The organism is Myxococcus xanthus, assembly GCF_013116825.1.
GTDB lineage: Bacteria > Myxococcota > Myxococcia > Myxococcales > Myxococcaceae > Myxococcus > Myxococcus xanthus_B.
The window spans coordinates 17,345-43,996 of record NZ_JABFNS010000077.1 but is presented as its reverse complement, the minus strand read 5'-3'; the positions used below and the strand labels follow the sequence as shown (position 1 = coordinate 43,996).

General features: G+C 70.4%; 21 protein-coding genes and 1 pseudogene. 11 read left to right on the top strand and 11 right to left on the bottom strand.

Annotated elements, in window-relative coordinates; all coding sequences use genetic code 11:
- The 9 genes and pseudogenes from HNV26_RS22215 to HNV26_RS22175 all read left to right on the top strand — a co-directional run.
- On the top strand, nt 1–1,290 hold a 1,290-nt coding region (locus tag HNV26_RS22215; protein WP_253816902.1), incomplete at its 5' end, for a glycosyltransferase family 87 protein.
- Between the two features lie 56 nt (nt 1,291–1,346).
- A pseudogene (locus tag HNV26_RS39355) lies at nt 1,347–2,056 on the top strand (energy transducer TonB).
- 45 nt (nt 2,057–2,101) lie between these two features.
- Nucleotides 2,102–2,854, top strand: coding sequence for a MotA/TolQ/ExbB proton channel family protein (locus tag HNV26_RS22205; RefSeq protein ID WP_171440490.1), 753 nt, complete (start codon nt 2,102–2,104; stop codon nt 2,852–2,854).
- The gene (locus HNV26_RS22200) at nt 2,838–3,245 is read left to right on the top strand and encodes an ExbD/TolR family protein (protein ID WP_011550419.1); all 408 of its coding nucleotides are present in this window, start codon (nt 2,838–2,840) and stop codon (nt 3,243–3,245) included. Before HNV26_RS22205 ends, HNV26_RS22200 begins: the two co-directional genes overlap by 17 nt.
- Nucleotides 3,246–3,256: 11 nt before the next feature.
- On the top strand, nt 3,257–3,682 hold the full coding sequence (locus HNV26_RS22195) for an ExbD/TolR family protein (protein ID WP_171440489.1): 426 nt from the start codon (nt 3,257–3,259) through the stop codon (nt 3,680–3,682).
- 77 nt (nt 3,683–3,759) lie between these two features.
- On the top strand, nt 3,760–6,957 hold the full coding sequence (locus HNV26_RS22190; RefSeq protein ID WP_171440488.1) for a TonB-dependent receptor: 3,198 nt from the start codon (nt 3,760–3,762) through the stop codon (nt 6,955–6,957).
- Between the two features lie 21 nt (nt 6,958–6,978).
- A complete protein-coding gene (locus tag HNV26_RS22185) occupies nt 6,979–8,358 on the top strand; it encodes a beta-helix domain-containing protein (protein WP_171440487.1) in 1,380 nt (459 codons plus the stop codon).
- A gap of 266 nt (nt 8,359–8,624) precedes the next feature.
- A complete protein-coding gene (locus HNV26_RS22180; protein WP_171440486.1) occupies nt 8,625–9,443 on the top strand; it encodes an SRPBCC family protein in 819 nt (272 codons plus the stop codon).
- A gap of 11 nt (nt 9,444–9,454) precedes the next feature.
- The gene (locus HNV26_RS22175; RefSeq protein ID WP_141588471.1) at nt 9,455–10,627 is read left to right on the top strand and encodes a zinc-dependent alcohol dehydrogenase; all 1,173 of its coding nucleotides are present in this window, start codon (nt 9,455–9,457) and stop codon (nt 10,625–10,627) included.
- Between the two features lie 69 nt (nt 10,628–10,696).
- On the opposite strand, the gene HNV26_RS22170 is transcribed toward HNV26_RS22175, so the two are convergent.
- The 3 genes from HNV26_RS22170 to HNV26_RS22160 form a co-directional block, all read right to left on the bottom strand.
- On the bottom strand, nt 10,697–11,221 hold the full coding sequence (locus HNV26_RS22170) for a hypothetical protein (protein WP_171440485.1): 525 nt from the start codon (nt 11,219–11,221) through the stop codon (nt 10,697–10,699).
- Between the two features lie 96 nt (nt 11,222–11,317).
- Nucleotides 11,318–12,421, bottom strand: coding sequence for a metallophosphoesterase family protein (locus HNV26_RS22165; RefSeq protein WP_171440484.1), 1,104 nt, complete (start codon nt 12,419–12,421; stop codon nt 11,318–11,320).
- Complete coding sequence (locus HNV26_RS22160) at nt 12,418–13,602, bottom strand: hypothetical protein (protein WP_253816900.1); 1,185 nt, start codon at nt 13,600–13,602, stop codon at nt 12,418–12,420. The genes HNV26_RS22165 and HNV26_RS22160 overlap by 4 nt, the downstream gene beginning before the upstream one ends.
- A gap of 211 nt (nt 13,603–13,813) precedes the next feature.
- Between HNV26_RS22160 and HNV26_RS22155 the strand changes: the two genes are divergently transcribed.
- A complete protein-coding gene (locus HNV26_RS22155; RefSeq protein WP_171440482.1) occupies nt 13,814–16,567 on the top strand; it encodes a protein kinase domain-containing protein in 2,754 nt (917 codons plus the stop codon).
- Between the two features lie 274 nt (nt 16,568–16,841).
- Here HNV26_RS22155 and gyrB read toward each other — a convergent pair whose 3' ends face one another.
- The gene (gene gyrB / locus HNV26_RS22150) at nt 16,842–19,289 is read right to left on the bottom strand and encodes a DNA topoisomerase (ATP-hydrolyzing) subunit B (RefSeq protein ID WP_171440481.1); all 2,448 of its coding nucleotides are present in this window, start codon (nt 19,287–19,289) and stop codon (nt 16,842–16,844) included.
- Between the two features lie 157 nt (nt 19,290–19,446).
- Complete coding sequence (locus HNV26_RS22145) at nt 19,447–19,905, bottom strand: hypothetical protein (RefSeq protein ID WP_011550408.1); 459 nt, start codon at nt 19,903–19,905, stop codon at nt 19,447–19,449.
- A 101-nt stretch (nt 19,906–20,006) separates the two neighbouring features.
- On the opposite strand from HNV26_RS22145, the gene HNV26_RS22140 reads away from it, so the two are divergent.
- Nucleotides 20,007–20,762, top strand: coding sequence for a GNAT family N-acetyltransferase (locus HNV26_RS22140; RefSeq protein WP_253816898.1), 756 nt, complete (start codon nt 20,007–20,009; stop codon nt 20,760–20,762).
- 1 nt (nt 20,763) lies between these two features.
- Here the strand turns inward: HNV26_RS22140 and HNV26_RS22135 are convergent, their stop codons facing one another.
- From HNV26_RS22135 to HNV26_RS22110, 6 genes are all read right to left on the bottom strand, one after another.
- Complete coding sequence (locus HNV26_RS22135; protein WP_171440479.1) at nt 20,764–21,582, bottom strand: helix-turn-helix domain-containing protein; 819 nt, start codon at nt 21,580–21,582, stop codon at nt 20,764–20,766.
- On the bottom strand, nt 21,582–23,729 hold the full coding sequence (locus tag HNV26_RS22130) for a cation:proton antiporter domain-containing protein (protein ID WP_171440478.1): 2,148 nt from the start codon (nt 23,727–23,729) through the stop codon (nt 21,582–21,584). Before HNV26_RS22130 ends, HNV26_RS22135 begins: the two co-directional genes overlap by 1 nt.
- Nucleotides 23,730–23,830: 101 nt before the next feature.
- On the bottom strand, nt 23,831–24,199 hold the full coding sequence (locus HNV26_RS22125) for a response regulator (protein WP_171440477.1): 369 nt from the start codon (nt 24,197–24,199) through the stop codon (nt 23,831–23,833).
- 152 nt (nt 24,200–24,351) lie between these two features.
- Complete coding sequence (locus tag HNV26_RS38550; protein WP_253816895.1) at nt 24,352–24,531, bottom strand: hypothetical protein; 180 nt, start codon at nt 24,529–24,531, stop codon at nt 24,352–24,354.
- A gap of 2 nt (nt 24,532–24,533) precedes the next feature.
- Nucleotides 24,534–25,145, bottom strand: a complete 612-nt coding sequence (locus HNV26_RS22115; RefSeq protein WP_171440476.1) for a DUF2378 family protein — start codon at nt 25,143–25,145, stop codon at nt 24,534–24,536.
- Nucleotides 25,146–25,357: 212 nt separating this feature from the next.
- Complete coding sequence (locus HNV26_RS22110; protein ID WP_171440475.1) at nt 25,358–26,518, bottom strand: pyridoxal-phosphate-dependent aminotransferase family protein; 1,161 nt, start codon at nt 26,516–26,518, stop codon at nt 25,358–25,360.
- Nucleotides 26,519–26,652: the final 134 nt, after the last annotated feature.

Genomic DNA, 26,652 nt, shown 5'->3' with positions numbered 1-26,652 from the left:
CACCCCTCCCTACCGATGACCGCCGTCGCTCCGGGGCCCTCCGGCTCCGAATCCCCCCCACCGGCCGAGGGTGAGGGGACATCCCTTGGAGTGAGCGCGCGCTGGGCGCGCTGGGCCTGGTGGCTCGTGCTGGCCGTCCTGGCCGTGGCCGCCATCGCCGTGGGTCAGCATCCCCGCAGGGGCGTGGACTTCCGCGTCTACCTCATGGCGGCGGAGCGCTTCTGGGAAGCCACGGACATCTACCGCCTGTCCGACGGCCACATGCCGTTCAAGTACGCGCCCATCACCGCGCCGCTGTTCCTTCCCTTCACCCTGCTCCCCGCGCGCGCCGCCGTGGCCCTGTGGAACCTGGGCTCCATCGCCGCGCTCGCCGCCGTGGCCCGCCTCACCATGCGCGCCACGCCTTCATCGGGGGAAGCCACGCCCTGGGCCTGGGCGCCCGCGCTGACGACGCTGGCCCTGCTGCCGGCCTTCACCTTCGAGCTGTTCTACGGCCAGGTGGACGCCGTCATCCTGTTGCTCATCCTCCTGTGCACGCTCGGCGCCGAACGCGGACAGGTGTGGCGCCCTGGCGCCGCCTTCGCCGTCGCCTTCCTGCTCAAGCCGCCCGCCGCCCTCGTCGGCCTCTTCTTCCTGTGGCGCCGGCACTGGCGCGTCATCGGCGCCACCGCCGTGGTGGGAGGAATGCTCACCCTGCCCACGCTCGCCCGCTACGGCTGGGACGGCACGCTGGTCCAGTTCCAACTGTGGAGCGACACCCTGGCGCGCACCACGCCGCCCTGGGCGCTCCAGTCCAACACCCAGGGCCTGCCCACCGTCCTGCTCGCGCTGGTGTACCCGCCCAACACCGTGGTGCCCCCGGGTGACATGTCGCTGGCGCAGGCCGTGGCGATGGTCCTCTTCGTCGCCGCCGTGGTGTGGGCAAGACCCGGGCCGGCGGACCTCATCGCCGTGTGTTGCCTGGGTGTCACCCTGCTGTCACCGCTGGCGTGGCGCGCGAACTACGTGCTGGCCTGGCCGTTGATCCGCGCCGCGGTGGAGAGCCGCCACCGGCCCAACCTGGTGCTGGTGGCGCTCATCGCCCTCACGGGTGTCCTGGTCTCTGACTCGGGACTGGGCGCGGAATGGAGCCGCCACGTCCTCCTGTGGCGCCCCTTCGCGCTCGTCTACACCGCGTTGCTGATCGCCCTGCTGTTTCAGATGCGCCGCGTGGGCGCACCGCGAGCGGTGGCGGACGCCGACGCCGTGTCACGCCTGCCACGTTGCTTTGGTGGCGGGCTCGCGCCGTGACGCTCCCGTCAAGTTGATGGAAGCAAAGTGTCACGGGCCCCGGACAGGCCCGACACATGGCGTCGCTATATGCGCGTCCAGTCATGTTCGAGACCTTCGACAGCGGCCCGGACGTCCAATCAGCGCGGCGGTTCGCGCTCTCCACTACGGCGTCCGTCGCCGTGTTCGCGCTGATGGGCATCGCCGCCGTCACCGCTGCCGGCAAGGTGACGGAAGTCATCAAAGAGAAGAAGGGCACGGACGTGGTGTTCCGTCCGCCGCCGCGAAGGCGCCGCCGCCGGCCTCGCCCGCCGTGGCGCCCGCGCCCATCGTCGTTCCCAAGGAAGTGCCGCTGGAGAAGCCGCCCGAGGCCGCGACGGAGACCGTGGCCGCCGCGCCCATCGCCGTGGGAGGCACCGGCGCGCTCGTTCCCGGCGGTGTGGTGGGCGGCGTCCCCGGCGGTGACACGCTCGCCGGTGGTGGCGGTCGCGTCGCGCCCATCAATCTCCCGGAGTCCGGCACGCCGCCAGAGCCCCTGTCCTCCAACCTCACGCCGGAATACCCCTCCGAGGCCCGCTCCAAGGGCCTGGAAGGCATGGTCATCCTCAAGGGCGTGGTGGGCGTGGATGGCCGCGTCAGCCAACTGAAGGTGATGCGCGGCGACGAGCCCTTCGCCAGCGCGGCCATGGCCGCCGCGAAGACGTGGCGCTTCAAGCCCGCGGTCGTCGGCGGTCAGCCCACCGCGGTGTTCCGCATCTTCAAGGTTCCGTTCCGTCTCAAGTCGTAAGCCGAAAAGGCCTCACCCGCACCTGCCCCCCAGGAGCAACCCGTCATGAATTTCAATCTCAGGGACATCTACAACCACATGGGTGTGTTCGCGCTGGGCATCGCGTGGACCCTCATCCTCTTCGCCGTCGCGTCCCTCGCGGTGTTCTTCGAACGCCTCTTCGTCTTCTTCCGCTCGCGCTCCATCTCCAAGCAGTTCGCGTCCCGCGCCGGGCCGCTCCTCACCCAGCACCAGCACGAGGCGCTGGTGAAGGAGGCGGAGGCCACCAAGGGCAGCCACCTGGCCATGCTGCTGGGCGGTGGCATGAAGCACTTCCTCGCGAAGTCCCGCGTGCCGGCCGGCAAGCTGGGACCGGTGGAGCTCACGCGCCGTGAGCTGGTCCGCATCAACGAGCGCGTCAGCGCCGACGTGCGCCGCGGCATGTCCGTGCTCGCCACCGTCGGCTCGGTGGCGCCCTTCGTCGGTCTGCTCGGCACGGTGGTGGGCATCATCGAGGCCTTCTCCGGCATCGCCAAGGAGGGCTCCGGCGGCCTGGGCGCGGTGTCCGCCGGTATCGCCGAGGCGCTCGTCGTCACGGCGCTGGGTCTGCTCGTCGCCATCCCCGCGGTGCTGATGTTCAACTTCCTCTCCACCCGCGCGGATTCGCTCCAGCTCTCCCTGGACGCGGCGCGGAGCGAGTTCATGGACTACCTGGAGGACCTGGGGCCGCAAAAGCCCGTGGCCACCAACGGCGCCGCGGTGGCCACGGGCCCGGAGCTGGCCGCTCGCAAGGAGTCCCGCGATGTCCACTCCGCGTAGGAGCCTGACGCCGGAGATGAACGTGACGCCCCTGGTGGACGTCGTGCTCGTCCTCCTCATCATCTTCATGGTCGTCACGCCCCAGATTGAGTCCGGCGCCGCGGTGGAGCTGCCCACGGCGACGAACCCGGACAAGGAGAACAAGGAGCTGACGCCCACCACGGTGAGCCTGTCCGCGACCGGGGCCTTCTTCCTGGACCGCAAGGAGCTCAAGCGCGACGCGCTCATGGCCGAGCTGAAGGCCGTGCGCGCCAAGGACCCGGACTCGCCCGTGGTGCTCAAGGCCGACCGGGGCGTGCGCTACTCCGAGGTGCGCGGCCTCTTCAAGGCGATGCAGGAGCTGGGCTTCCCCGGCATCAACCTGCAGGTCGTCGACAAGCAGAAGAACTAGGAGCGCACGCCATGGCATTCGACCTCGGAGGCGGAAAGGCCAGCATCCGCCCTGCGATGAACGTGACGCCCTTGGTGGACGTGGTGCTCGTCCTCCTCATCATCTTCATGGTCGTCACGCCGCTGATGACGAAGCAGATGTGGATGACGGTGCCCGCCAAGGGCGATGACCAGGAGGCCCCTCCGCCGCCTCCCGATGCAAAGCCACCGGTGGTCCTCACGGTGGACAAGTCCGGCGTGCTGCGCATCAACCGGGAAGAAGTGCCCCGCGACCAGGTCGTGGCCCGGCTCCAGCGCATGCTCAACGCGCGCCCGGACAAGATTGTGTTCTTCGACGCCAGTGACGATGTGCCGTACGGCGCCGCCATGGACGTGCTGGACCTCGCGCGAGGCGGGGACATCACGGTCGGCGTGCTGCCGGACAAGCTCGCGGATTGATGCAGTGCCGCGGCGGACCGTGACACCAAGTTTGCGGTCCGCCGCCTGAATCGTCACAGCCCCTTCATCCAGATGCCATGCGTGTCGCGTTCTCTACGCGCACCTCGGCAAGGAGTGTCGTGTTGTCTCGCACCGCCCCCTTGCGCGCCATTCTGGCTGCGCTTGTCATGACAGCTACGCCCGTGTTCGCACAGGCGCCCGGCGTTCCGGGCTCGGCTCCCGCTCCCGCGGTCGCCCCCGTCACGCAACCCCTTCCCCCGTCCGAGGAAACCCAACCGTCGCAGCCGACGGACACCGCGACACAGCCGTCTGGAATTGCCGCTCCGCCCACCGCGGATGATCCTTCCACGCAGCAGCCAGGCACGGAGCCTGCGCCCACCGCGCAGCAGCCCGGCACCGAAGCCGCGCCCACCGCGCAGCAGCCCGGCACCGAAGCCGACCCCACCGCGCAGCAGCCCGGCACCGAAGCCGACCCCACCGCGCAGCAGCCCGGCACCGAAGCCGACCCCACCGCGCAGCAGCCCGCGGCGCCGGCCGATGAGTCCATGGAGGCCATGAGCGACGAGGCGATGCTGGCCGAGTCCGCCGTGCCGCCCCCGGGCTTCACCGGCATCTACGGCCGCGTGACGGACGAAGCCAACGGCGAGGGCCTCATCGAGGCCACCGTGAAGGTCGTGGCGGGCGCCCAGAAGCAGGTGCTCACCGACCTGGATGGCTTCTACCGGGTCGCGCTGCCGCCCGGGAAGTACGACCTGCGCGTCTTCTATGACGTGTACCAGGGCCGCCGCATCACCGGCGTCGTGGTGACGAAGGGCAAGGCGACGAAGCTGGACGTCGCGCTCGGCGCGGACGAAGGCGCGGTGCAGGAAGTCGTCGTCGAGGCCCGCGCGGACCGCCGGGCCGAGGGCGCGCTGCTCCAGGAGCGCAAGAAGGCCGCCGCCGTGTCGGACGCCATCAGCGCGCAGGAAATCGCGCGCACGCCGGACTCCAGCGCCTCCGACGCGGTGAAGCGCGTGGTGAGCGCCACGGTGGTGGACGGCCGCTACGTGCTGCTGCGCGGCCTGGGTGGCCGCTACAGCACCACGCTGCTCAACGGCGCGCTGCTGCCCAGCACCGAGCCGGACGAGCCCAGCGTCCCGCTGGACATCTTCCCCACCAGCCTGCTCGCCAACCTCAACGTGGTGAAGAGCTACACACCGGAGCTCCCCGGCACCTTCGCCGGCGGCACGCTGCTCATCGAAACCAACTCCTACCCGAGCGAGTTCGAGCTCAAGCCGCGCATCAGCCTGGGCGGCGACTCCGAGACGACGTTCCGCGAGCGCAACAGCCAGGCGCAAGGCGGCTTCGGTGAGGACCTGGGCTTCCCCAGCGGGAGCCGCCAGCTCCCCAACGCGATTCCGCGCGACAGCGGCCTGGGGATGTCGGGCGAGTCCAGCGACGTACTGGAGCAGCAGTACCGCAGCTTCCCCAACATCTGGCAGGCGCGCCGCACCACCGCGCTGCCCAACATGGGCCTGGGCGTGTCCATGGGCGACACCCTGCGCTTCGGCAACAGCCGGCTGGGCTACCTGGCCAGCGCCAACTACGGCCACCGCGACGGCGTGCAGGAGGGCACCTTCGCCCGTGTCGACCGCGACGAGACGGGCGCGCTCAACGCCCGCGACGCGGCCCGCAGCACGCAGGGCTTCGAGACGGCCAGCCTCAGCGGCCTGGGCAGCGTCGGCTTCCAGTTGGACCGCGACAACGAGCTGACCTGGTTCGGCCTCTACACCCGCGGCACCGACACCCGCACGTTCACCGCGCGCGGCAGCAACATCGTCCGCGGTGAGAGCTATGAGAGCACGCGCCTGCAGTTCGTCAGCCGGCAGCTCTTCTTCAACCAGCTCCGAGGCTTCCACCGCCTGGGTCTGCTGGGGGACGCGGAGCTGGATTGGCAGGCCAACCTGTCCCGCGTGGACCGCGACGAGCCCGACACCCGCGACACCCTCTACAGCGACAACCTCTCCGCGCCGTCGGGCACGCCCACCTTCCCCAACCAGCCCAACAGCGGCGAGCGCTTCTTCGCCGAGCTGGGCGAGACGTCCACGGGCGGCAGCGTCAACGTCACCGTTCCCCTCTCCGCCGCCCGGCTGAAGGTGGGCGGGCTCACCCAGGTGTCCTTCCGTGACTTCGGGGCGCGCCGCTTCCGCTACCTGCTGGGCACCACGCCGGTGGACCGCACGCTCCCCCCCGAGCAGCTCTTCGCCCCGGAGAACCTGGGCACCGGCATCCGCGTGCGCGAGAACACCCGGCCGGACGATGCCTATGACGCGTACCTGGGCATCTTCGCCGGCTATGCGTCCGCGGACGTCCAGCCGACAGACGCCCTCCGCCTGGTGGGCGGCCTGCGCGTGGAGTCCTCCACCCAGCAGCTCACGCTGAAGGACCCGTTCACCGGCGCCTCCGGCACGGAGAACCGCTCCGAGTACATGAACCTGCTGCCGGCCTTCAACGCCATCTACGCGCTGACGCCCACCGTGAATGTGCGCGCCGGCTACAGCTACACGCTGGCGCGGCCCACCTTCCGCGAGCTGGCGCCGTTCATCTACTTCGACTTCGTGCGCCGCCGGAACGTGTCCGGCAACCCGGACCTGCTCCAGACGCGCATCCACAACATCGACGCGCGCGTCGAGTGGTTCGCCGGTGAGAACGAAGTCCTGGCTGCCAGCGCCTTCTACAAGCGCTTCCAGGACCCCATCGAGCGCGTCATCCGCAACCCCGAGTCGGGGGACCTCAGCTTCGAAAACGCCGCGGGCGCCAACACCTACGGCCTGGAACTGGAGGCGCGCGCGTCGCTGGCCCGCCTCACGGAGACGCTGAAGGCCGTGCGCGTGGGCGCCAACCTCACGCTCATCCAGTCCGACGTGGACCTCGGTGACTCCAACGTGGTGGGCGCGCAGACGAACCGGAACCGTCCCCTCCAGGGCCAGTCCCCATACGTCATCAACCTCAACGTCGGCTACTCGCGCCCCGAAAGCGGCACCGAGCTGACCGTCCTCTACAACGTGTATGGCCGCCGCATCAGCGAAGTGGGCGTCCAGGGTCTGCCGGACATCTACGAAGTGCCCTTCCACCGCGTGGACATCTCGCTGACCCAGCAGCTCGGCTCGGCGCAGCTCAAGCTCACCGCGGCCAACCTCCTCAACTCGAGCGTCACCCTCCGCCAGGAGTCGGTGGACGTGCAGACGTACAAACCCGGCGTCGCCTTCAGCGCGTCGCTGGGCTGGTCCCTCTAACCCGCAGAAGGAAGCACACCCATGAAGCGCCTCTTTGCCTCCCTCCTGACGCTCTCCGCCCTCTCCCTGACGTCTGCCTGCGGCGACGACGACAAGACGCCCAACAACCCCAACCCGCCGCCGACGGACACCACCGAGAACGTGTCCGCCAACATCACCCAGGACACCACGTGGAAGGCAGGCGTCACGTACACGCTGAAGAACTACATCTTCGTGGAGAGCGGCACGCTCACCATCGAGCCGGGCACCCGCATCCTGGGCGACCAGGGCAGCGCGCTCATCATCACCCGCAACGCGAAGATTCACGCCGTGGGCACGGCGCAGGCCCCCATCGTCTTCACCAGCTCCCGGCCCGTGGGCAGCCGCGAGCCCGGTAACTGGGGCGGCGTGGTGCTGCTCGGCAAGGGCCGCATCAACGTGGCGGGCGGCGAGAACACGGTGGAGGGCTTCTTCTCCTCCGGCAACAACCCGCTGACCCAGTACGGTGGCGGCGCCAACCCGAACGACGCGCATGACTGCGGCAAGCTGAACTACGCGCGCATCGAGTTCGCCGGCTTCGAGCTGTCCGAGGACAACGAGCTCAACGGCCTCACCGTGGCCGGCTGCGGCTCGGACACCGACCTGGACTACATCCAGGTCCACCGGGGCGCGGATGATGGCGTGGAGTTCTTCGGCGGCTCGGCCAACCTGAAGCACGCCGTCGTCACCCAGACGGACGATGACTCGCTGGACTACGACCTGGGCTACAACGGGAAGATCCAGTTCTTCATCGCGCAGCAGAACGCGGTGGTGGGCAACTTCGGCATCGAGGCCTCCGGCAACAAGAACGACAACGCGGCCACGCCGCGGTCCGCGCCGGAAATCTGGAACGCGACCTTCATCGGCTCCGGCCGTCCGGCGGGCACCAGCCCCGCGCAGTCGGGCATGGTGTTCAACACCGGCGCGGGCGGGAAGCTGAACAACGTCATCGTGGCCCACTTCGCCGACCTGGCGGTGGACGTGAGCGGCACGGCCTCCGCGGCCCTGTGGAACGCGGCCACGCCGGAGCTGTACCTGCGCAACACGTTCTTCTGGAACAACCGCGGCGACCACGTCTCCATCCCCGCGGCGCCGAACCCGACCGTGGACGCTGGCGGCAACATCACCAACCCGGACGTGTCCAACTTCAACGAGCCCGAGCGCGTGCTCGCCTCCGCGCTGAACAACCGCGTGGTGGATCCTCAGCTCACCGACGCCACCAACCTGACGGCGCCGAACTTCATGCCGGTGGCCGGCTCGCCCGCGCTCAACCCGGACGCCGCCGCCACGCCGCCGGCGGGCTTCGACACCTCCGCGCGCTTCGTCGGCGCGGTGGGCACCACCAACTGGCTGGCCGGCTGGACGGCCTTCCCGCAGGACTGACGTCCCCACGCAGAGCTGAGCCGGGCCCCTCCACCGAACGCGGGTGGTGAGCCCGGTCCCATGGCCCGGTCGAGTGCGGCGCGCGGAGGGGGGCTCCGGCGACGGCACCCGGCCGGGCCGTGGCCTTTGAAGGGCCCGGAGCCTGCTGGCGGCCCTGGGCCCCTCACCCCGCGCGGCACGCGCCCACGGGGTTGTCATCCCCGGTGGCTCCCCCAACGTTTCCGGTGGCGGGCTCGACCCCTGCCTGCCCAGGAGGAGCCACCGCCATGCGTGACACGATTCAGCAGCCAGGAGCCCGCCTTCCCGCTGTGTCTCCACGTGGCGGACGCCTCGGAAGCCAGTGGTGGGGACGGCCTGGCCGCGGCCTCCAGCGCACCTCGGAGGAGCGCCTCCCGCAGCTCGTCTCCGCGCTCGCGGGCGGCGCCCTGCTCACGCTGGGCCTCCGGCGAGGCAAGCTGGGCGGCGTGGCCATGGCCCTGGCCGGGGGCGGCCTGCTCTTCCGCGGCACCCGGACCGAGCAGGAACCCTACGTCCACAAGCACGGCGTCATCGTCCGGAAGCTCCGCCGGCAACGTGGCCGGGACGCCACCGTCGAACTGACGGTGCTCCAGCGCTCCATCACCATCCAAGGCACGCCGGAGGCGCTGTATCGCCGCTGGTGCGACGCGGAGACGCTCAACCAGGTGATGGGACACTTCGCCGACGTCACCTCCTCCGGCGAGGGCCTGCAGCACTGGAAGGTGCCGGGCGTGCTCGGCGCGGAGCTCGAATGGGACGCGGAGGTGGTGGAGGAGAACCCGGGTGAGCTGCTGCGCTGGCAATCCGTGGGGGACACGGCCCTGCCCAACGAAGGCTGGGTGCGCTTCCGCCCCGCGCCGCGGGACTGGGGCACGGAAGTGACGCTCCGCTTCGTCTTCGACCCACCGGGCGGCGTCGTGGGCGAGAAGGCCGTGCAGTTGCTCGGCGCCGTGCCCGCCGCGCTCGCGCTCAAGGCCCTCAAGCGCTTCAAGAGCCTCGTCGAGACGGGCGAGATTCCCACCACCCGGCCCAACCCCGCCGCTCGCGAGGGCGGCTACTCCTTCTGAGGGACCTGCCCATGCGCGCACTCTGCTGGAACGGCATCAACGACCTGGGCGTGGAGACGGTGGGGGACCCTCGCATCGTCAACCCGCACGACGTCATCCTCCAGGTGAGGATGTCCACCACCTGCGGCTCCGACCTCCACTTCATCGACGGCTACATCCCGACGATGCGCAAGGGAGACGTCATCGGCCACGAGTTCATGGGCACCGTCGTGGAGAAGGGCCCCGCGGTGAAGAAGGTCCAGGTGGGTGACCGCGTCGTCGTCCCGTCCTTCATCGGCTGCGGCAGTTGCTGGTACTGCCAGCACGACCTCTGGTCCCTCTGCGACAACACCAATCCCAAGGGCGAATTGCAGGAGCCCCTGTTCGGCTACCAGACGGCGGGCATCTACGGCTACACCCACGCCTTCGGCGGCTACGCGGGCGCGCATGCGCAGTTCGTCCGAGTCCCTCACGCGGACAACGACTGCTTCCGGGTGCCCGAAGGCGTGACGGATGAACAGGCGCTGTTCCTCTCCGACGCCGTGCCCACCGGCTACATGGGCGCGGACTTCTGCGACATCCAACCCGGCCAGACGGTGGCCGTGTGGGGCTGCGGCGGCGTGGGGCTGATGGCGCAGAAGGCCGCGTTCCTCCTCGGCGCCGAGCGGGTGATTGGCATCGACCGCTTCCCCGAAAGACTGAAGCTGGCGCGGGAGAAGGTGGGCGCGGAGACCATCAGCTACGAAGAGGTGGACAGCGTCCTCGACGTGCTGAAGGAGCTCACCGGCGGCCGAGGCCCCGACGCCTGCATCGACGCGGTGGGCATGGAGGCCCACGGAACGGGCGTGGGCGCCGCGTATGACCGCGCGAAACAGGCGATGCGGCTCCAAACGGACCGTGGGCAGGCGCTGCGGCAGGCCATCCTCGCGTGCCGCAAGGGCGGCATCCTGTCCGTGGTGGGCGTCTACGGCTTCATGGACGCGTTCCCCCTGGGCGCCATCATGAACAAGGGCCTCACGGTCCGCTCCGCCCAGCAGCACGGACAGAAGTACCTGCCGCGCCTGCTGGAGCACGTGGTGAAGGGCGAGCTGGACCCGTCCTTCCTCGCCACCCACCGCTTCTCCCTGGAGGACGCGCCGAAGGGGTACGAGCTCTTCAAGAAGAAGCAGGACGGCTGCGTCCGGGCGGTGTTCCTGCCCAACTGATGCGCCAGTCCTCGCGAGGCCGTCCGGTGGCCGCGACACACCGGGCGGCTTCGTTTATCCGCGGCCCGCTCAGGCCTCGGACAACATGCCGTTGCCGGTGTGGTGCGCCGAGGCGGCGAGCGCCTCCGGCGAGGCCCCATCCGCGAACAGGGACGCACCCGCGGCGGCGCGGGCCTTGGGAGGACGGCCCCGGCGGCGGGGCGCGTTCTCATCGTTGCCCTGCGCCGCGCTCGCGGAGTCCGCCGCTCCGCCGTCGGCCCGGGCGCCCTTGCGCGCCGCGCGCGGCAGGTGGATGCCGTCCAGGCGCGCGCTCAGCTCCACGTTCTCCTCGGAGAAGACCCGCGCGTACGCCAGCGCCCGCTGGCCCTTCTGGAGCAACGCCTCCTGGCTCTCATGCAGCGCCTGCCGCGCGGAATCCAGCGCCGCCTGCGCGCGCGCCACGGCCTCCGCCTGCGCCCGCACCTGCTCAGCCGCGGCGTCCAGCACCTCCCCGTTCATGTCCGGGAAGCGGACCTCCGCCAGCTCCGTGGTGAACAGCTCGAGCAGCGCACGCAGCGCCGGGGAAATGGGGTCGTTCTCGTTCGAGTCGAACATGCGCGGGCCTCCTGGCTCCTTGCGGGAAGGTGGCCCTATCTGCCCAGATGTTCAGTGTCAGATCAAGAGGGTAGGCTAAAACAGCACCCCTGCGGATCAATCCACGCGCACCAGCGCCGCCTGCTGCAAGCCGTCGTCCGCGCTCACATCCACGGACAGGTAGTGACGGCCCACTCCGTCGAACGTCTCCGGAATGGCGCCGCCGCCGCCGGAGATGAAGGCGGGGATGCCCGCGTTGGCGAACGAATAGTAGGAGTGGATGTGCCCGTAGAGCGTGAGGTCCACGCCGGCGCGCGCCATCTTCCCCACCAGGCCCGCGGCCTCGCCCCGGTTGGCGAAGCCGCCGCCGCGCAGGCCCACCGGGTCCTGCGGCGGCACGTGCATGGCCACCACGTGCGTGCCGTCCCGCGAGGCCGCCAGCCACCCCTCCAATTGCTCCTCCACGCCGGGGTCCAACGTGCCGTTGCTGGAGTCCACCACCGAGAAGCGCACGCCCTTGAAGACGAAGCTCTGGCTGCCGCGCCCCACCAGCGCGTGGTACTCGGCCGCGTCGCGGGTGAACGTCTCGTGGTTGCCCAGGGTGGCGTACAGCGGGATGCGCGAGCCCGCCTCCAGTCGCTCCTGGAACTCCGTCAACTCATCGCGCGTGCCTGACTCCGTGAGGTCGCCCGCGAAGAGGATGAAGCGCGCCGCGTCGTCCCGCCGCATGCGCGCGTAGATATCCCCGACGCGCGGCAGGGCCTCCTGCACGTCCGCCAGCGCGAGGAAGCGGAAGGGCTCGTGCGATTCGGAATCCGGCGGCGCCACGGACAGCCGCGCCTTCGTCCCCGCGCGCAGCGCCACGCGCCACACCTTCACGGTGGGCAGCGCCTGCGGGAGCGCCTCCTGCGCCAGCGGCGCGCCCCCTTCCTCCTCGGCCACCAGCACCGCGTCCGGCATCGCGTTGCGCACCGTCACCAGCCAGTCGGACGGCGCCTGGGCGCCCACGTCGATGCGGGCGGTGAAGGCCGGCGCGTTGCCCCACAGCACCAGCGTGCCCGGCGCCAATTCGCGCACCGTCGCCAGCCCGTCCGCCACCGACAGCGTCACCCCACCCTGCCGCGCCTGGCCCACCTTGGAATCCGCAATCGCGCGGTTCTCCGCGGGCCGCATGCCGCACCCCGCCACCACCAGCGCCGCCACCACTCCCACGCGCATCACCGCTCACCTCCCAGGGCACGAATCAACGACAGCCGGCCCACGAGCGCGCCGCCTCCCTGCACCTCGGCGGCGACACCCCAGTCATCCGTCAGCAGCGCCCGGCCCCTCAGGCCAAAGGCGCCCACGATTCCACCGCCGCGCGAGCGGATGCCCCCCGCGAACGAGTCCTTGCGGTGGTCGTAATAGAGCATCGCCTCGCCCCGGAGCGGCCCACCCCGGCCCAGCCACACGCCGTAGCCGAAGGTGAAGAGCAGCTGCTCGTGCAGGCTCCCGTCGCTCACCGCGCCGGGGTACGTATAGGCCTCCGCCGACGTGCCCACGCTGACCTCCGCGAAGGAGCCCGCCATGGCCGGGCTGATGCGCGACATGGCCAGCCGGCCCCGCAGCGCCACCTCTCCGCTGATGAGCGCGAAGCCCTCGGTGGGGTAGCGGTGGAACTGGCCAAAAGCCTCCACGTCCAGCGCGCTGCCATCCGTGCCCGACAGCGCGCGCTCCGGCGCGCCCAACAGCCGCCACGCCCCGCCCAGACGCACCTGGGTGTTGCCCTCGGCAGGGTCCACCCGCACGGAGCCCAGCAGGCGCAGCGAGTCGAAGCGGGCCTGCGCCCCCACCGTGACGAAGTGGCGGTAGTCGAACGCAGCGTCATTCACATACTGATAGCCCACCTCCAACTCCAGCGGAGGAAGGAGGGGCGGCGCGACGCCCGCGTCGAACGCCGGCGCCGTCACCGCATACAGATTGGCCAGCGCGGAGATGCCCAGCACGCTGAAGCCCGCCAGCGTCACCGCATACAGCGGAGCAATGGTGCGCCGGGAGGCGCCCGTGAGGGCAATGGGCACCCCGCCCAGCGCGATGAGCCCCAGGCCCGCGCCCTCCAGCGCGAAGAGCCGCTTCGCGGTGTGACGGTCCCCCGCCACCAGGGGCCCCAGCCCATGGAAGAGCAACCCCGGCACCACCGCCACCGCCACCGCGAGCGGCTTGAAATCGGGGCGCTCCTGGGGCAGCGGGGGCACCGGCGCCAACGACTGCTGGGAAAGCCCCACGCGCGCCTGGAGGGGCGCATCCACCGGGACCTCCGGGCTCCCGTCCCCAGCGCGGGCCAGGCCCGGCGTCGAGAACAGCAGCACTCCACTCAGACACACGGCGCCCCACCGCGAGCGAAGGGGGAGCTCGGACACCATCGGCCACGCCTCTTTCTCAGCGAGGGGCCAGCCGCCCCCGCCCGCCGGCAAGCGCAGGCAGGTCCGCTAGATAACCGCGCCGGGAGGGCCCACGGCAGGCGCCCCGCGTGAAGAAATGTGAAGCCTCACACCTTGATAACCCTGAAAAACTTCACGCAGAGTTCAACCCGGAACCGGGACTTTCCCAGGAAGGAAGGTATGCTCCTACCCCGTGGCGGAAAACAGCCCTCAGCAATTCGGTAAATACGTCCTCCTCTCGAAGATCGCCGCGGGGGGGATGGCGGTCACCTACCGCGCGCGGATGACGGGGGCGGCGGGCGTCACCAAGCCCTGCGTCATCAAGCAGATCCTCCCGCACTTCGTCGACGATGCGGACTTCGTCGAGATGTTCATCAGCGAGGCGCGCGTGGTGGCCAGCATGAGCCACAGCAACATCGCGCAGATTTTCGACTTCGGCGAGGTGGACGGGCAGTACTTCATCGCCATGGAGCTGGTGCAGGGCCAGCCCTTGTCCAAGGTGCTGCGCCGCGCCCAGCGGATGGGCATGGCGTCCTTTCCGGAGCCGCTGGCGCTCCACGTGGCCAGCAAGCTGTGTGACGGCCTGGACTACGCGCACCGACACGTGGGCGAAGACGGGCAGGCGCTGGGCCTGGTGCACCGCGACGTGTCCCCTGACAACGTCCTCATCTCCTATGAGGGCGAGGTCAAGGTCATCGACTTCGGCATCGCCAAGGTGACGAGCGCGGTGGAGGCGAAGACGTCTCCCGGCACCCTCAAGGGCAAGTACCCGTACTTCTCCCCGGAGCAGGCCCAGGGCCGGCAGGACCTGGACGCGCGCACCGACGTGTACGCCGCGGGCGTCGTCCTCTACGAGATGGTGTGCGGCAAGCGCCCCTACGAAGGGGAGTTCGTCACCGTCCTGCCCCGCATCCTCGTGGGCGACCGCCCGCCGCCGTCCGCGCTCAACCCCACTGTCAGCGAGGACGTGGAGACGGTCATCTCCCACGCCATGGCGCTGGACCGAGAGGCGCGCTACCAGACGGCGAAGGACTTGAGCGAGTCGCTGGTGGAGCTGCTCTACCGCGACAACCCGCGCTTCACCCCCACCCTGCTGTCGCAGCTCATGGCGCACCTCTTCCCGGAGGAGCTGGCCGCCGAGGGGCGCCGGGTGGAGGTGTCCCCCGCCTTCCAGGAGCAGCTCGCCGCCTGGCAGACGGGCGTCACCGAAGCGTCGTCCCAGGGACGCGCGCGGCCCCCGTCCAGCAACGCCCCGCGGGGCTCCAGCCCCGGCGTGCGCAGCCGCCCGGGCAGTGACAGCGGACGGCCCGGCAGCGAAGGAGGCCGTCGCCCCTCTGCGAGCCCCCCGGGAGCGCGCCGTCCCACGAGCAACGGCGTGCGGCGGGCGACCCAGTCCCAGCTCCCCCGCTCCGAGGGTGGCGTCCGCAGGACATACACCTCCGAGCGCCCCGAGCCCCCGGTGCCGGCGCTGGACGAAGAGCCCAGCACTGACGCAGGTGATGTGCCCGCCCCCACCCAGGCCGCGCCGCGCGACACGCCCATCGAAGTGCCCGCCGCCAAGGGCCAGGAGCCCACCACCGAGGCGCATCCGGTGGGCACCTGGACTGGCAAGGGCTACCGCACCTCCGTGGACGACGCCCGGGACACGTTGGCGCGCGAAGAAGCCGCGCGCGTGGCGAAGGGGAAGGAGAAGGCGCGCGTCGTGACGATGTCCGTCGTCTATGCCGCCGCCGCGCTGTTCCTCGTCGGCGTGTTCTACAAGCTCGTCATCGCGAGCGAGTCCACGTTCGACTACGTGTCCACCACCACGCTGTGGCTCGCCTCCAAGCCCGCGGGCGCCACCGTGCGGCTCAACGACCAGGTGCTCAAGGGCGTCACGCCAATGATGGTGGAGGTCAAGATTGGCGAGGCCAACACGCTGGCCCTCTCGCTGCCCGGGCACCTGCCCTGGACGAAGCGCTTCACACCCACGTCAAACCTGGTGAAGCCGCTGACGGCGGAGCTGAAGCCCGTCACCGCGCCCCCGCCGCCTCCAGTCGAAGGGGCCGTAGCGGCGCCAGAGGACGCGGGCGCCGTGGTGGTGGCGGAAGGCGCCGCCACGCCGGAGGACGCGGGCCCCGGCGCGCAAGAAGACGCGGGCGCCAGCACGGAGGCGGCGGTCGCACAAGGCGGGCCCGTGGAGGAGGACACGCCGCAGCGGACGATGCACGAGGTGGGCTACCCCACCCGCGTGCTGGTGCTGCGCCCCCAGTACAACGCTGTCCCCCTGCCCGAATACAACACCGCCAGCATCGAGCTGAACCCCGGCACGACGTACTCGGTGTGGACGCAGGGCAGCGCGTCCCTGGCCGAGGGCCGGGGCACCGCCTCCGGCACGCTGGCCTACCTCATCGAGGGTGACGGTCCGGTGGACAGCAGCTTCGGCCTGCTCGGCGCGTCAACGCGCACCATCAAGGGCGCTCGGAAGCTCCACGTCTTCGCGCTGGATGACGGCGGACTGGACGACAACAGCGGCGCCATCCGCGTCAACGTCCGCCAGTCCGCCTACGTGCCGCCGCGCGCGTTCACCTTCGACGCGAAGGAAAACGCGGTGCCGCTGAAGCCCGAGCACCAGATGGTGCTGCGCGGCCTCAACCCGGACTCCACCTACCTGCTCACCGTGCGAGACGACTTCGCGGAGCTGCGCTCCGGCCCCAACGGCCGCGTCCGCCAGGTGCTGTGCATGGAGCGCGGCCCGGCGCCCGAATCCGTGCGCGCCACCCACCGCATCCTCCAGACCGGCAAGCGCTACCAGCTCACGGGCACGGAGAACCTGCACTGCACCTTCCCTGACATGCAGGTGAACGACAACCGGGGCGCCTTCGAGGTGGACATCGTCGACGTGACGGCCATGTCCGGCAAGGAGCGCGCGGAGGCCCTGAAGGGCTCACGCCGCTCGGAGCGGTAACAGCCGCACAGGCAGCCCGCCGCACACGCCCTGGGGCGCCAACAGGTGAGGCGGGCACTCGCGGCGCCGCGGAGGACGCCGGGCTGGGCCGGAGGAACGGTGACTACCTTCCGGTGGACCGGCGCCCCGTGGCTTCAGCGCGGGGGGCCGGCTTCCTGACGTAAGGGCTAACGAGGGCCCGGCAGCGCGGAGGCCCGGCTCGACAAGGACGGGAAAGGCACGTGGGCGCGGGGCCGAGGGGCACCGGGCCCACGCGTCTTTCCTCGGGACGGACTCAGATGTCCAGGTTCTGCACGTCCAGGGCGTTGCGCTCGATGAACTCGCGCCGCGGCTCCACCGCCTCGCCCATCAGCAGCGAGAAGATTTCGTCGCTCTCCACCGCGTCCTCCACCCGCACCTGGAGCAGCGTGCGCGTGGCCGGGTTCATCGTCGTGTCCCAGAGCTGCTCCGGGTTCATCTCACCCAGACCCTTGTAGCGCTGCAGGCCCAGGCCGCGCTGCGCGTCCTTGCGAACGGCGGCGAGCACCTCCTGCACGGAGAAGACGGTGATTTCCCCCGCGTCCACGCGGACCTTGTACGGCGGCTTGCCCAGCGCCACGAAGGCGTCACGCAGCGACGACAGCTCCAGGTACTCCGGCGACGACAGGAAGGCGTGGTCGAGCACCGTCTCCCGCATGGCGCCATTCACGTCGGTGTGGAACACCAGCTTCTTGGTGTGGTGCTCGGGGTCCTGCACCAGTTCGTGGCGCACGCGGCCCAGCACGTCCGGCATGCGGCGCTCGAAGGTGTCATAGGCGGCCTTCACCGCCGCCTCCAGGCCGGCCTCGTCCGTCAGCGTCTCCGCGGACAGCCGCGCGCCCTGCACCAGCGCGTCCACCACGCGCGCGTCCCGGCGCTTGGCCTGCTTCTCCAGGCGCTCCTCGTACGTAATCACCTTCTCCAGCAGCGCCTTCAGCTCCGCGCCGCCCAGCTCGCCCTCGGGCGTCAGCACCCGCGCGTGCTCGGAGGCAATCTTGAGCAGGTACTCGTTCAGCGCGTGCTCGTCCTTGACGTACTGGTCCTTCTTGTTGCGCGTGACTTTGTAGAGCGGCGGCTGCGCGATGTAGAGGTAGCCCTTCTGCAAGAGCTCCGGCATCTGCCGGAAGAAGAAGGTGAGCAGCAGCGTGCGGATGTGGCTGCCGTCCACGTCGGCGTCCGTCATCAGGATGATGCGGTGGTAGCGCGCCTTCTCCGGGTCGTAGTCCTCCGCGCCGATGCCCGTGCCCAATGCCGTAATCAGCGTCACGATTTCGGCGCTGGTGAGCATCTTCTCGAAGCGGGCCTTCTCCACGTTGAGAATCTTGCCGCGCAGCGGAAGGATGGCCTGGTTGCGCCGGTCCCGGCCCTGCTTCGCGGAGCCACCTGCGGAGTCGCCCTCCACGATGTAGAGCTCGCTCTCGTTCGGGTCCCGGCTCTGACAGTCCGCCAGCTTTCCGGGGAGCCCGCCGCCGTCCAGCACGCCCTTGCGGCGCACCGTCTCACGCGCCTTGCGCGCGGCCAGACGCGCCCGGCAGGCGTCGCCAATCTTCGCCACGACCTTCTTGGCGACCACGGGCGTCTCTTCCAGGAAGGAGCCGAGCTGGTCGTTCACCATCTGCTCGACCAGGCCCTTCACCTCGCTGTTGCCCAGCTTCGTCTTCGTCTGCCCCTCGAACTGGGGGTTGGTCAGCTTGACGGAGATGACGGCGGACAGGCCTTCACGCGCGTCCTCGCCGGTGGGCGTCTCCTTGAGGTCCTTCCAGAGGCCGCCCTTCTCCGCGTAGCTGTTGAGCGTGCGCGTCAGCGCCGCCTTGAAGCCGGACAGGTGGCTGCCACCCTCGTGGGTGTTGATGTTGTTCGCGAAGGTGTAGATGCGCTCGTCGTAGCCGTCATTCCACTGCATCGCGATGTCGAGCGTGACGCCCTCACGCTCCGTGCTGAAGGCGATGGGCTTGTCGTGGAGCGTCTGCTTCGACTTGTTGAGGTACTCCACGAACGAGGAGATGCCGCCGTCGAACTTGAAGTCGTGCTCCTTGTTCGTGCGCTCGTCGCGGATGACGATGTGCAGGCCGGCATTGAGGAAGGCCAGCTCGCGCAGACGCTGGCTGAGCGTCTCGAAGTTGAACTCCACCAACTCCATCACCGTGGCGTCCGGCTTGAAGGCGATGTGCGTGCCGCGCTTGTCGGTGGTGCCCACCTCGCGCGGCGGGGTGTCCGGGACGCCCTGCGCGTAGGACTGCTCATAGACAGTGCCGTTGCGGTGGACGCGGACCTTGAACCACTCCGAGAGGAAGTTGACGCAGGTGACGCCCACGCCGTGGAGGCCGCCGGAGACCTTGTACGCGCCGTTGCCGAACTTGCTGCCGGCGTGCAGCTCCGTGAGGACGACCTCCAGGGTGTCCTTGCCGGGGAACTTGGGGTGCGGGCCCACGGGGATGCCGCGCCCGTTGTCCTGCACGCTCAGGGAGCCATCCACGTGGATGACGACCTCGATGTCGGTGCAGTGCCCGGCCAGCGACTCGTCCACCGCGTTGTCGACGACCTCGTACACGAGCTTGTGGAGCCCGTAGGCCATCGTGTCGCCGATGTACATGCCGGGGCGCTTCCGGACCGCCTCGCGGCCCTCGAGCTTGGTAATGCTGTCCGTCCCATACTCCACGGGCGGCGGAGCAACCGCCGAGCCGGTAGCGGGGGTCTTTTCCATGTGAAGCTGTCCTTGGGAAAAGGAGCCTTGCAACAGGTTCGTGCGTACCACTTCAAGGCACGTCGAACAAGGTTAACGAGGACTCGCAAGGCTGCGTAAACATTCGTGAAATCCGCCTGGCCGCCTGCCTGGGAGGCCGCCCCGGGGAACGGGGTGTTCAGGCGTCGAAACGGGGCGGCGGGAGGCGGTCCTCCAGCGCCGAAATCAACTCGTCGAAAACAGCCTTGCGGGCGAAGAGATGCCGGGTGACGAGCACCCGGCCTTCCTCCTTGAGGAACAGGGCGAGCACGCTCCCCTTCCGGCCAATCCGGCGCACGTGGTCAATCTGCCCCCAGTGCAGGTCCAGCTCCTTCTGACTGAAGGGCCGGGCCACGCGCACGCCCCGCGCGTCCACCGTGACGCCCCAGCCCGTGCGGGGCCGCAGGCGGTGGAAGGACACCAGGAAGGTCAACATCAGCCCCGCGGAGACGCCGGCGCGAGCCATGGCCTGGACGCCACCCTCGGCCCGGGCATCCGCCAGGGCCCAGGCGGTGAGGACGGCCAGCACGCAGGCCCCCACGAAGAGGGCGATGCGGGTGGCGCGAGGGTCGAAGGCGTAGAAGCGCGGGCTGCTCATGGGTGCCCCTGCACCCTAATCCTCCCGGCGCCCCGGTGCGCGGTTTTGAGCGCTGCGTCTGTTCTCCGCCGGGCGGAGCGTGCCCTACGCTCCAGAGCCCCATGACGAATGCCGAGCTGTCCGCGCGCCTGCTGTCGAACGTCATCGCCTTCAAGCACCTTCAGCGGGAGCGAGGCACGCTGCGGCACCTGGGCCTGCCAGGCGTGGACGCCTTCTGTCTGCCGGGACACCCGGAGCTCTCGCGGGCCCAGCAGGCCTTCTTCCACGACCCGGGAGCGCTGCGCGACGCCCTGCCCGCCCTGACGGACTTCTACCTGCGCCTGGACCTGCCCGGCTGGCGCGTGGTGCTGCTGCCCGGAGACACCGAGGGCCGGCGGGTGCTGGAGGACGCCGGCTTCGCCCCCGACGCGGTCCGGTCCGATACCCTGGGCCTGGTGCTGGGGGACGTGCCGGACGCCCCGCCGGACATCCCCCTGGAGTCATCCGAGACGCAGGACGACATGGTCGCCATCAACAAGCGCACGTGGGGCCAGCTGGGGGGCCAGCTCGACGTCTGGCTGCGGCCGCCCCGGCTGCCCGTGCACACGCTGGTCGCGAAGGAGGCGGGCGTGGCCCTGGCGTGTGGCATGGCCCGGGACGTGGGCGACACCGCGGGCATCTACATGGTGGCCACGGTGCCCGAGGCCCGGGGCCGGGGGCTGGCCGCGCAGGTGATGCGCGGGCTGCACCACCAGGCGCGGAGCCGGGGGATGACGGCCGCGGTGCTCGAGGCCACGCCGGAGGCGAAGCCCTTGTATCAGCGCCTGGGCTACCGGGACCTGGGCGCGTGGGAGACCTGGGGCCGCACGAGCCGCTGAGTCAGCGCAGCGCCTCCAGTTCCTCCAGACGGGAGAGCACCTGGGCTGGCTGGCTGAGCCCCAACAACCGGTCCGCCAGCCCATGGGCCGCCAGCCGCGCCAGATGTGCCAGCCGCACCAACTGGGGGTTGCCCCGCTCGGCGTCCAGGATGGCCACCACGACGCGGAGCGGCTTGCCGTCGGGGGTATCGCCCGCGAGCGGCGTGGCCAGCGTCACCAGCGCCGCGGTGGGCACCGCACCTGGAAGGAAGGAGTGTGGCACGGCCACCCCGCCGCCCACCGCGCACGAGGACTCCTCCCGGTGCCGCTTCAGGCCGCCCACCACCCGCGCGACGTCCATGCCGGGCTGCGAGGAGGCCAGCCGCTCCGCCACCACGTCCAGGACGTCGTCCCAACCCGCGCAGGACAGCTGCACCACCACCCGCTCCGGCGCCAGCAGGGGCGCCAGCGGGGGCACGGGCGCGTCGCGCCGCCCCTGGGCCGCGGGGAACTCCGCGTCCAGGAAGTCGCGCACACGCGCCAGTTGCAGCCCGGACAGGCGCCGCTGAGCGATGTCCAGGAAGAGGGCTCCCGCGCCCGGCACCTCTTCCATGTAGGCGGCCACGGACGGGCTCATCCGGTTGGCCACGTCCATCAGCAGAGAGGACGGGACTCGCAGCTCACGGGCAATGGCCGACAGACGCTCGGGCGTGGGTGGCGCGTCCACGCCGTTCTCCACCCGGCTGAGGTACGCGCTGGACACGCCGATACGGCGCGCCAGGTCCCGCAGCGACAGGCCCGCATCCGTGCGCAACAGCCGGAGGGTGGCTCCCAGGTGCATCAGCTCCTCGCGGGCAGCACCCGAACCGCAGTGGCCCCGTCGTTGGCTGCGTCGAAGGTGGGCTCCGCCGCCGTGGCGGGAGACGCGTCAGACACCACCAGCAGCGAGCCCGGCGCGTCCCGAATGATGCGCTCGCGTTGCAAGCCGAAGACCTTGTCCTCCAGCCCCCACTGCGCGCCGATGCCGACAATCACCAGGTCATAGCCATGGCGCGACTCCCCCAGGGCGGCCTCGTCCGGCGCGTCGCTGCGCACCTCCTTCAACGTCACGCCGCCCTCGTTCGCCGGGAACAGCGCCTCCACCTGCGCCCGGGCTCCGCCGTTGCCGCCGAGGTCCGACGTCACATGCAGCACCGTCACCTCGGCGCCCGCCTGCTTCCTCAGCCGCCGGGCCAGGGCCAGGGCCGCGCGGTCATGCCGGCTTCCGGCGAAGGGCACCAGCACGCGCTTGATGTCCGACAGGCCCCGGTCCACCAGCACCGCTACCGGGCCGCTGGCCTCCTGCATCACCCCACGCACCGTGCCGCCCAGCATCGTCTGGCTGAAGAGCGGCTTGTGCCACCCCAGCAGGACCAGGTCCGCGCGCCGGGCCTTCGCCGTGCGGCAGATGTCCTGGGCCGGCTCGGCGGAGACGAACGACAACGGCCGCACGGAGAGCCCCAGGCTTACGGCCCGCCACAAGAGCGGCATCAACGCGCTGTCCTCCTCGGGGGCCCGCTGCTGCGCCGGGCGCAGGGACGCGCGCTCCGGGGACACCAGGTGCAGCGCGTGAAGCTGCGCGCCCTCATCAAGCCCCGTCAACGAGCGCGCCAGGGTGGCCATGCCCGGCCCCGCCTGCCCGTGCGACACGCACATCAGCACGCTGTAGGGCGGAGGGCCCGGCTCCACCAGCAGCGGCACCACCACGCGCTCGCGGGCAATCTCCTCCAGCGGGTAGATCCACTTCAGCAGCGGCGTGGTGATGAACGTCGTCACCAGCGCCATCAGCACCATCATCGTGAACAGCTGGGGTGAGATGACGCCCAGGTCCAGGCCGATGTTGAGGACGATGAGCTCCATCAACCCGCGCGTGTTCATCAGGATTCCAATGGCGCTCGCCTCGCGCCACCGCAGGCCCGTCATCCGCGCCGCCACCGCGCTGCCGCCGAACTTGCCCAGGCAGGCCAGGACGATGATGACGCCGCACGTCAGCCAGTCCTCCGCGGTGTTCAGCAGGCCAATCTGCGTGCGCAGGCCGCTGAAGGCGAAGAAGATGGGCAGCAGCAACACCACCGCCACGTCCTCCAGCCGCTCCGCCAGCGTCTCCGCCAGCCGGCCTTCCTTCGGAATCACCGCGCCGAAGAGGAAGGCACCGAAGAGCGCGTGGATGCCGATGAGCTCCGTCACGCCCGCGGACGCCAGCAGCAGCACCAGCGTGCCCGCCACCACGTTCTGGGTGAGCCCCTCACGGCTGGCCACCCGCGCCCCCAGGCGCGCGAGGAAGGGCCGCACCACCATCAGCATGAAGGCGATGTAGCCCAGCGCCATCACCGTGGTGAGCGCCGCCTGCGTCAGGCTGGACGCGCGGACGATGGAGACGACGAAGGCCAGCAGGCACCACGCGGTGACGTCATCCACCGCCGCGCAGGCAATGGCCACCGTGCCCACCTTCGACTGGAGCAGGCCTCGCTCGGTGAGGATGCGCGCCAGCACCGGGAAGGCGGTGATGCTCATCGCCACGCCCATGAAGAGCACGAACGAGGTGAAGGGCACCTCCGGCGACGACAGGCTCTTGTAGAGCCACAGCGCGCCCGCGCCCGCGCCCAGCGCGAAGGGGACGACGATGCTGGAGTGGCTGATGGCCACCGACGCGTGCCCCCGGCCCTTGAGCAACTGGGGGTCCAGCTCCAGGCCGATGAGGAACATGAACAGCACCAGGCCCACCTGGCTGAGCATCGTCAGCACCGGCATGGACGAGGCCGGGAACAGCCCGTTCATGATGTCCGGCGCCAGCCAGCCCAGCAGCGAGGGCCCCAGGACGATACCGGCCACCACCTCCGCGATGACCAACGGCTGTCCCAACCACCGCGCGCCGCGGCCGATGAGCCGCGACAAGCCGATGATGACGATGAGCTGCAAGATCAGCAGCGCGAGCGCGTTGGTGTGCATCCGGCCCTCCACGTAAAGTGTTAAGCTGGCACTTACCAACCTGATTTCGAGGCGTCAACCGGAGGGAACGCGGAGCGTCAAACAGGACCCGCCTGCCTGCTTCACGTCGTCAGATGGCGGCTGACGGCGTCCAGCAGTGTCTCCACGTCCACGGGTTTGCGCAGGTGGCCGCAAGCGCCAATCTCATCCGCGACCTGGCGAGCATTCGCTGACGCGGAGAAGACGAGCACCGGGATGTCCCGCCAGGCGGACACCTGGCGCATGGCCCGCGCGAACCCGCCTCCGTCCATGATGGGCATCATCATGTCCAGCAGGACGAGCCCCGGCAGCTCCGTGGCCGCGCCCAGCACCTCCAGGGCATGCTTGCCATTGCTGGCCCCCAGCACCGTGTAGCCCGCGTCACGAAGCACTTCCTCCAGGGCTTCGCGCAGGTCCGCGTCGTCATCCACCACCAGCAACGGCCGGCTCACTCACGCCTCTCCTTCTCCAACGGCAAATCCAGGGCGAAGCGCGCGCGACCCCCTTCGCGCGACCCGGCCCACATGAAGAGCGCGAGCTTACCGCCCGTCCGAAGCGTTCGAAGGCGCGCTTCACCGGGTCCTCTGAAATTCCGTTCCCTCTGTCAGCCACCTGAACACGGCCCATGTGACCCACGCGCCGGGACAGCCACCTCCGCTGACGCGGAGAGGCTGGCCACCGGCAGCATCCGGGTGTGCGCGTCCGCGCGGATGCGGCGCAGCCCGTCAGGGCCGGCCGGCCGGGGCGGGTCGCCCTCCACCAGCACGCCCGGGCTCGCCGCCACGCCTACTTCCAGGACAGCTCGTACTCGCTGTCGAGCAGCCCCACCTGGCGACCCTGGACCCGGACCTCACGCGCGCCCACCGCCTCCAGCACGCCGTGCAGCACGCCCTCGTGGTAGGCGGCGGGCATGAAGTCACGCCGCATGATGAAGCGGGCGCTCGTCTCCCCCGTCCACAACGGGTAGCGCTCACCGTAGGTCACCGCGGCGAGGTAGGCCTCTCCCAGCGACTGCAACAGCAGCCGCGGCTTGCCGCTGGCCGCTCGCATCAACTCCCGCCCGAAGACGGACGCCACGAAGTCCACCGTGGCCTGGGTTCCCATGCGCCGCAGCACGCCCTCGAAGCCGTCCAACTGCGGGGCCAACAGCCGCGCCGCCGTGGATGACATCCGGAGGAACCGGGTGATGGGGTACATGTGGAGGAGGTTGATTTCCCAGATGCCGGCCACCCCCTTGCAGCGGGCCACGGCGCCTTCACCTCCCAGGAAACCCACGACGTCCAGCGTGCCCTGGAAGAACATCCCACGCGCCATGTCGTCGTCGGAGGCCGCCAGACGCCGCAACTCCAGCTCCCAGGCCGCGCCACCACCCGCGCTCGATTCGTAACCCGCGTACATGGTCATCTCCCCGAGGGGCCCTTCCAAGGCGCCCGGGGAACACACCGCCACCTCACTTCGCGGATGATTCCGGGCTCACAAGATTCCCCCCACTTCCGGGAAGCCAACAGTCGCATATTTTTCCGGTACTGTCGAACCAAACCCGGTTCGCCCCGCGGGCCGAGAGGAGCATCCGCCAGCCAACGAACAGGGGCGGATGCCCCAGGCCGGGCTCAGCCCGCGATGAGGGACGCCTGGGCGGCGGCCACGGCGGCGCCGGGCTCCGAGCGGTGGCCGGCGGCGATGAGCGCGCGCTCCAGGGCCCCCACCGTGGATAGGACGTCCGCGGGCCCCACACGGTTCATGTGGCCCACGCGGAAGTAGCGCGTCTTGAGGTCCGGGTGGAGGCCGCCGGCGACGACGACGCCCTGCCCCTTCACACCGCCCACCAGCGCCGCGTCCATGCCATCCGGGTAGTACACGGCGCTCAGCGTGTTGGCGGCCACGGCGTCGGAAGCGGGCAACAGGCGCAGGCCCATGGCCTTCCACGCCGCGCGGAAGGCCCGCGCCATCCGCTGGTGCCGGGCGAAGCGGGCGTCCATGCCCTCGGCCAGAATCTGCCCCAGGCTCACGTCCAGCGCGGCCACCAGGTTCACTGGCGGGGTGGCGAAGTAGGCCGGCTTTCCCGCTTCGTACGCCTCCATGATGGGCAGCCACTCCGCGAAGTCCGCGTAGACGCTGGCCACCGGCGTCTTGCGCTTGCGCCAGGCCTCCATGGCGCGCGGGCCCACGGTGAGCAGCGCCAGGCCGGGAGGAACCCCCACTGCCTTCTGGCTGGCCGTGAGGTACACGTCCGCCTCCCACGCATCCTGGCGGAAGGTCTCCGCCGCGGTGGCGCACACACCATCCACCACCGACAGCACGCCGTGCTTGCGCGCGGCCCGCACCAGCGCCTCCGCGGGTGCGAGCACGCCCGTGGACGTGTCCACATGGGTGACGGACAGCACCTTGAAGCCCCCCTTCGACAGGTGCGTCTCCACCGCGTCCAGGGAGGGCACGTCCCCCGGCGGGGCGCGCACGTGCGTCACCAGGGCGCCGTGGCGCTCGAGAATCTTCGCCATCCGGTCGCTGAAATAGCCGGTGTTCACCACCAGGGCCGCGTCCCCGGGCTCCACCAGGTTGGCCACCGCCAGCTCCATGGCCAGCGTGCCGGAGCCGGACACCACGAAGGGCTGCGCGGAGGGCGCCAGGCACACCTCCCGAAGCCGCTTCAGGGCCCGGCCGAAGACGGCGATGAAAGCGGGGTCCGTGTGGCTGAGGGTGGGCGCGCCCAGCGCCTGGAGCACCTCGGGCTCGAACTCCACCGGCCCTGGAATCATCAGCAAGTCTCTCACGGCGTCACCACTCCTCTCGCGCAGCCGCCGCGAGCGGAGGTGCCCGCGGCCCGGACCGACTGTGGCGGTCCCCGGCCGCGCTGTCCACGCACATGTGCTCTGGTGGAGTGTCCGGTGCTCGCTGTTCGGAAATG

What these genes read in the sequence shown, in the direction of transcription:
- HNV26_RS22205 (WP_171440490.1), top strand. Translation starts at nt 2,102, where the DNA reads ATGAATTTCAATCTCAGGGACATCTACAACCACATGGGTGTGTTCGCG.
- HNV26_RS22200 (WP_011550419.1), top strand. Translation starts at nt 2,838, where the DNA reads ATGTCCACTCCGCGTAGGAGCCTGACGCCGGAGATGAACGTGACGCCC.
- HNV26_RS22195 (WP_171440489.1), top strand. Translation starts at nt 3,257, where the DNA reads ATGGCATTCGACCTCGGAGGCGGAAAGGCCAGCATCCGCCCTGCGATG.
- HNV26_RS22190 (WP_171440488.1), top strand. Translation starts at nt 3,760, where the DNA reads ATGCGTGTCGCGTTCTCTACGCGCACCTCGGCAAGGAGTGTCGTGTTG.
- HNV26_RS22185 (WP_171440487.1), top strand. Translation starts at nt 6,979, where the DNA reads ATGAAGCGCCTCTTTGCCTCCCTCCTGACGCTCTCCGCCCTCTCCCTG.
- HNV26_RS22180 (WP_171440486.1), top strand. Translation starts at nt 8,625, where the DNA reads ATGCGTGACACGATTCAGCAGCCAGGAGCCCGCCTTCCCGCTGTGTCT.
- HNV26_RS22175 (WP_141588471.1), top strand. Translation starts at nt 9,455, where the DNA reads ATGCGCGCACTCTGCTGGAACGGCATCAACGACCTGGGCGTGGAGACG.
- HNV26_RS22170 (WP_171440485.1), bottom strand. Translation starts at nt 11,221, where the DNA reads ATGTTCGACTCGAACGAGAACGACCCCATTTCCCCGGCGCTGCGTGCG.
- HNV26_RS22160 (WP_253816900.1), bottom strand. Translation starts at nt 13,602, where the DNA reads ATGGTGTCCGAGCTCCCCCTTCGCTCGCGGTGGGGCGCCGTGTGTCTG.
- gyrB (WP_171440481.1), bottom strand. Translation starts at nt 19,289, where the DNA reads ATGGAAAAGACCCCCGCTACCGGCTCGGCGGTTGCTCCGCCGCCCGTG.
- HNV26_RS22145 (WP_011550408.1), bottom strand. Translation starts at nt 19,905, where the DNA reads ATGAGCAGCCCGCGCTTCTACGCCTTCGACCCTCGCGCCACCCGCATC.
- HNV26_RS22140 (WP_253816898.1), top strand. Translation starts at nt 20,007, where the DNA reads ATGACGAATGCCGAGCTGTCCGCGCGCCTGCTGTCGAACGTCATCGCC.
- HNV26_RS22135 (WP_171440479.1), bottom strand. Translation starts at nt 21,582, where the DNA reads ATGCACCTGGGAGCCACCCTCCGGCTGTTGCGCACGGATGCGGGCCTG.
- HNV26_RS22130 (WP_171440478.1), bottom strand. Translation starts at nt 23,729, where the DNA reads ATGCACACCAACGCGCTCGCGCTGCTGATCTTGCAGCTCATCGTCATC.
- HNV26_RS22115 (WP_171440476.1), bottom strand. Translation starts at nt 25,145, where the DNA reads ATGTACGCGGGTTACGAATCGAGCGCGGGTGGTGGCGCGGCCTGGGAG.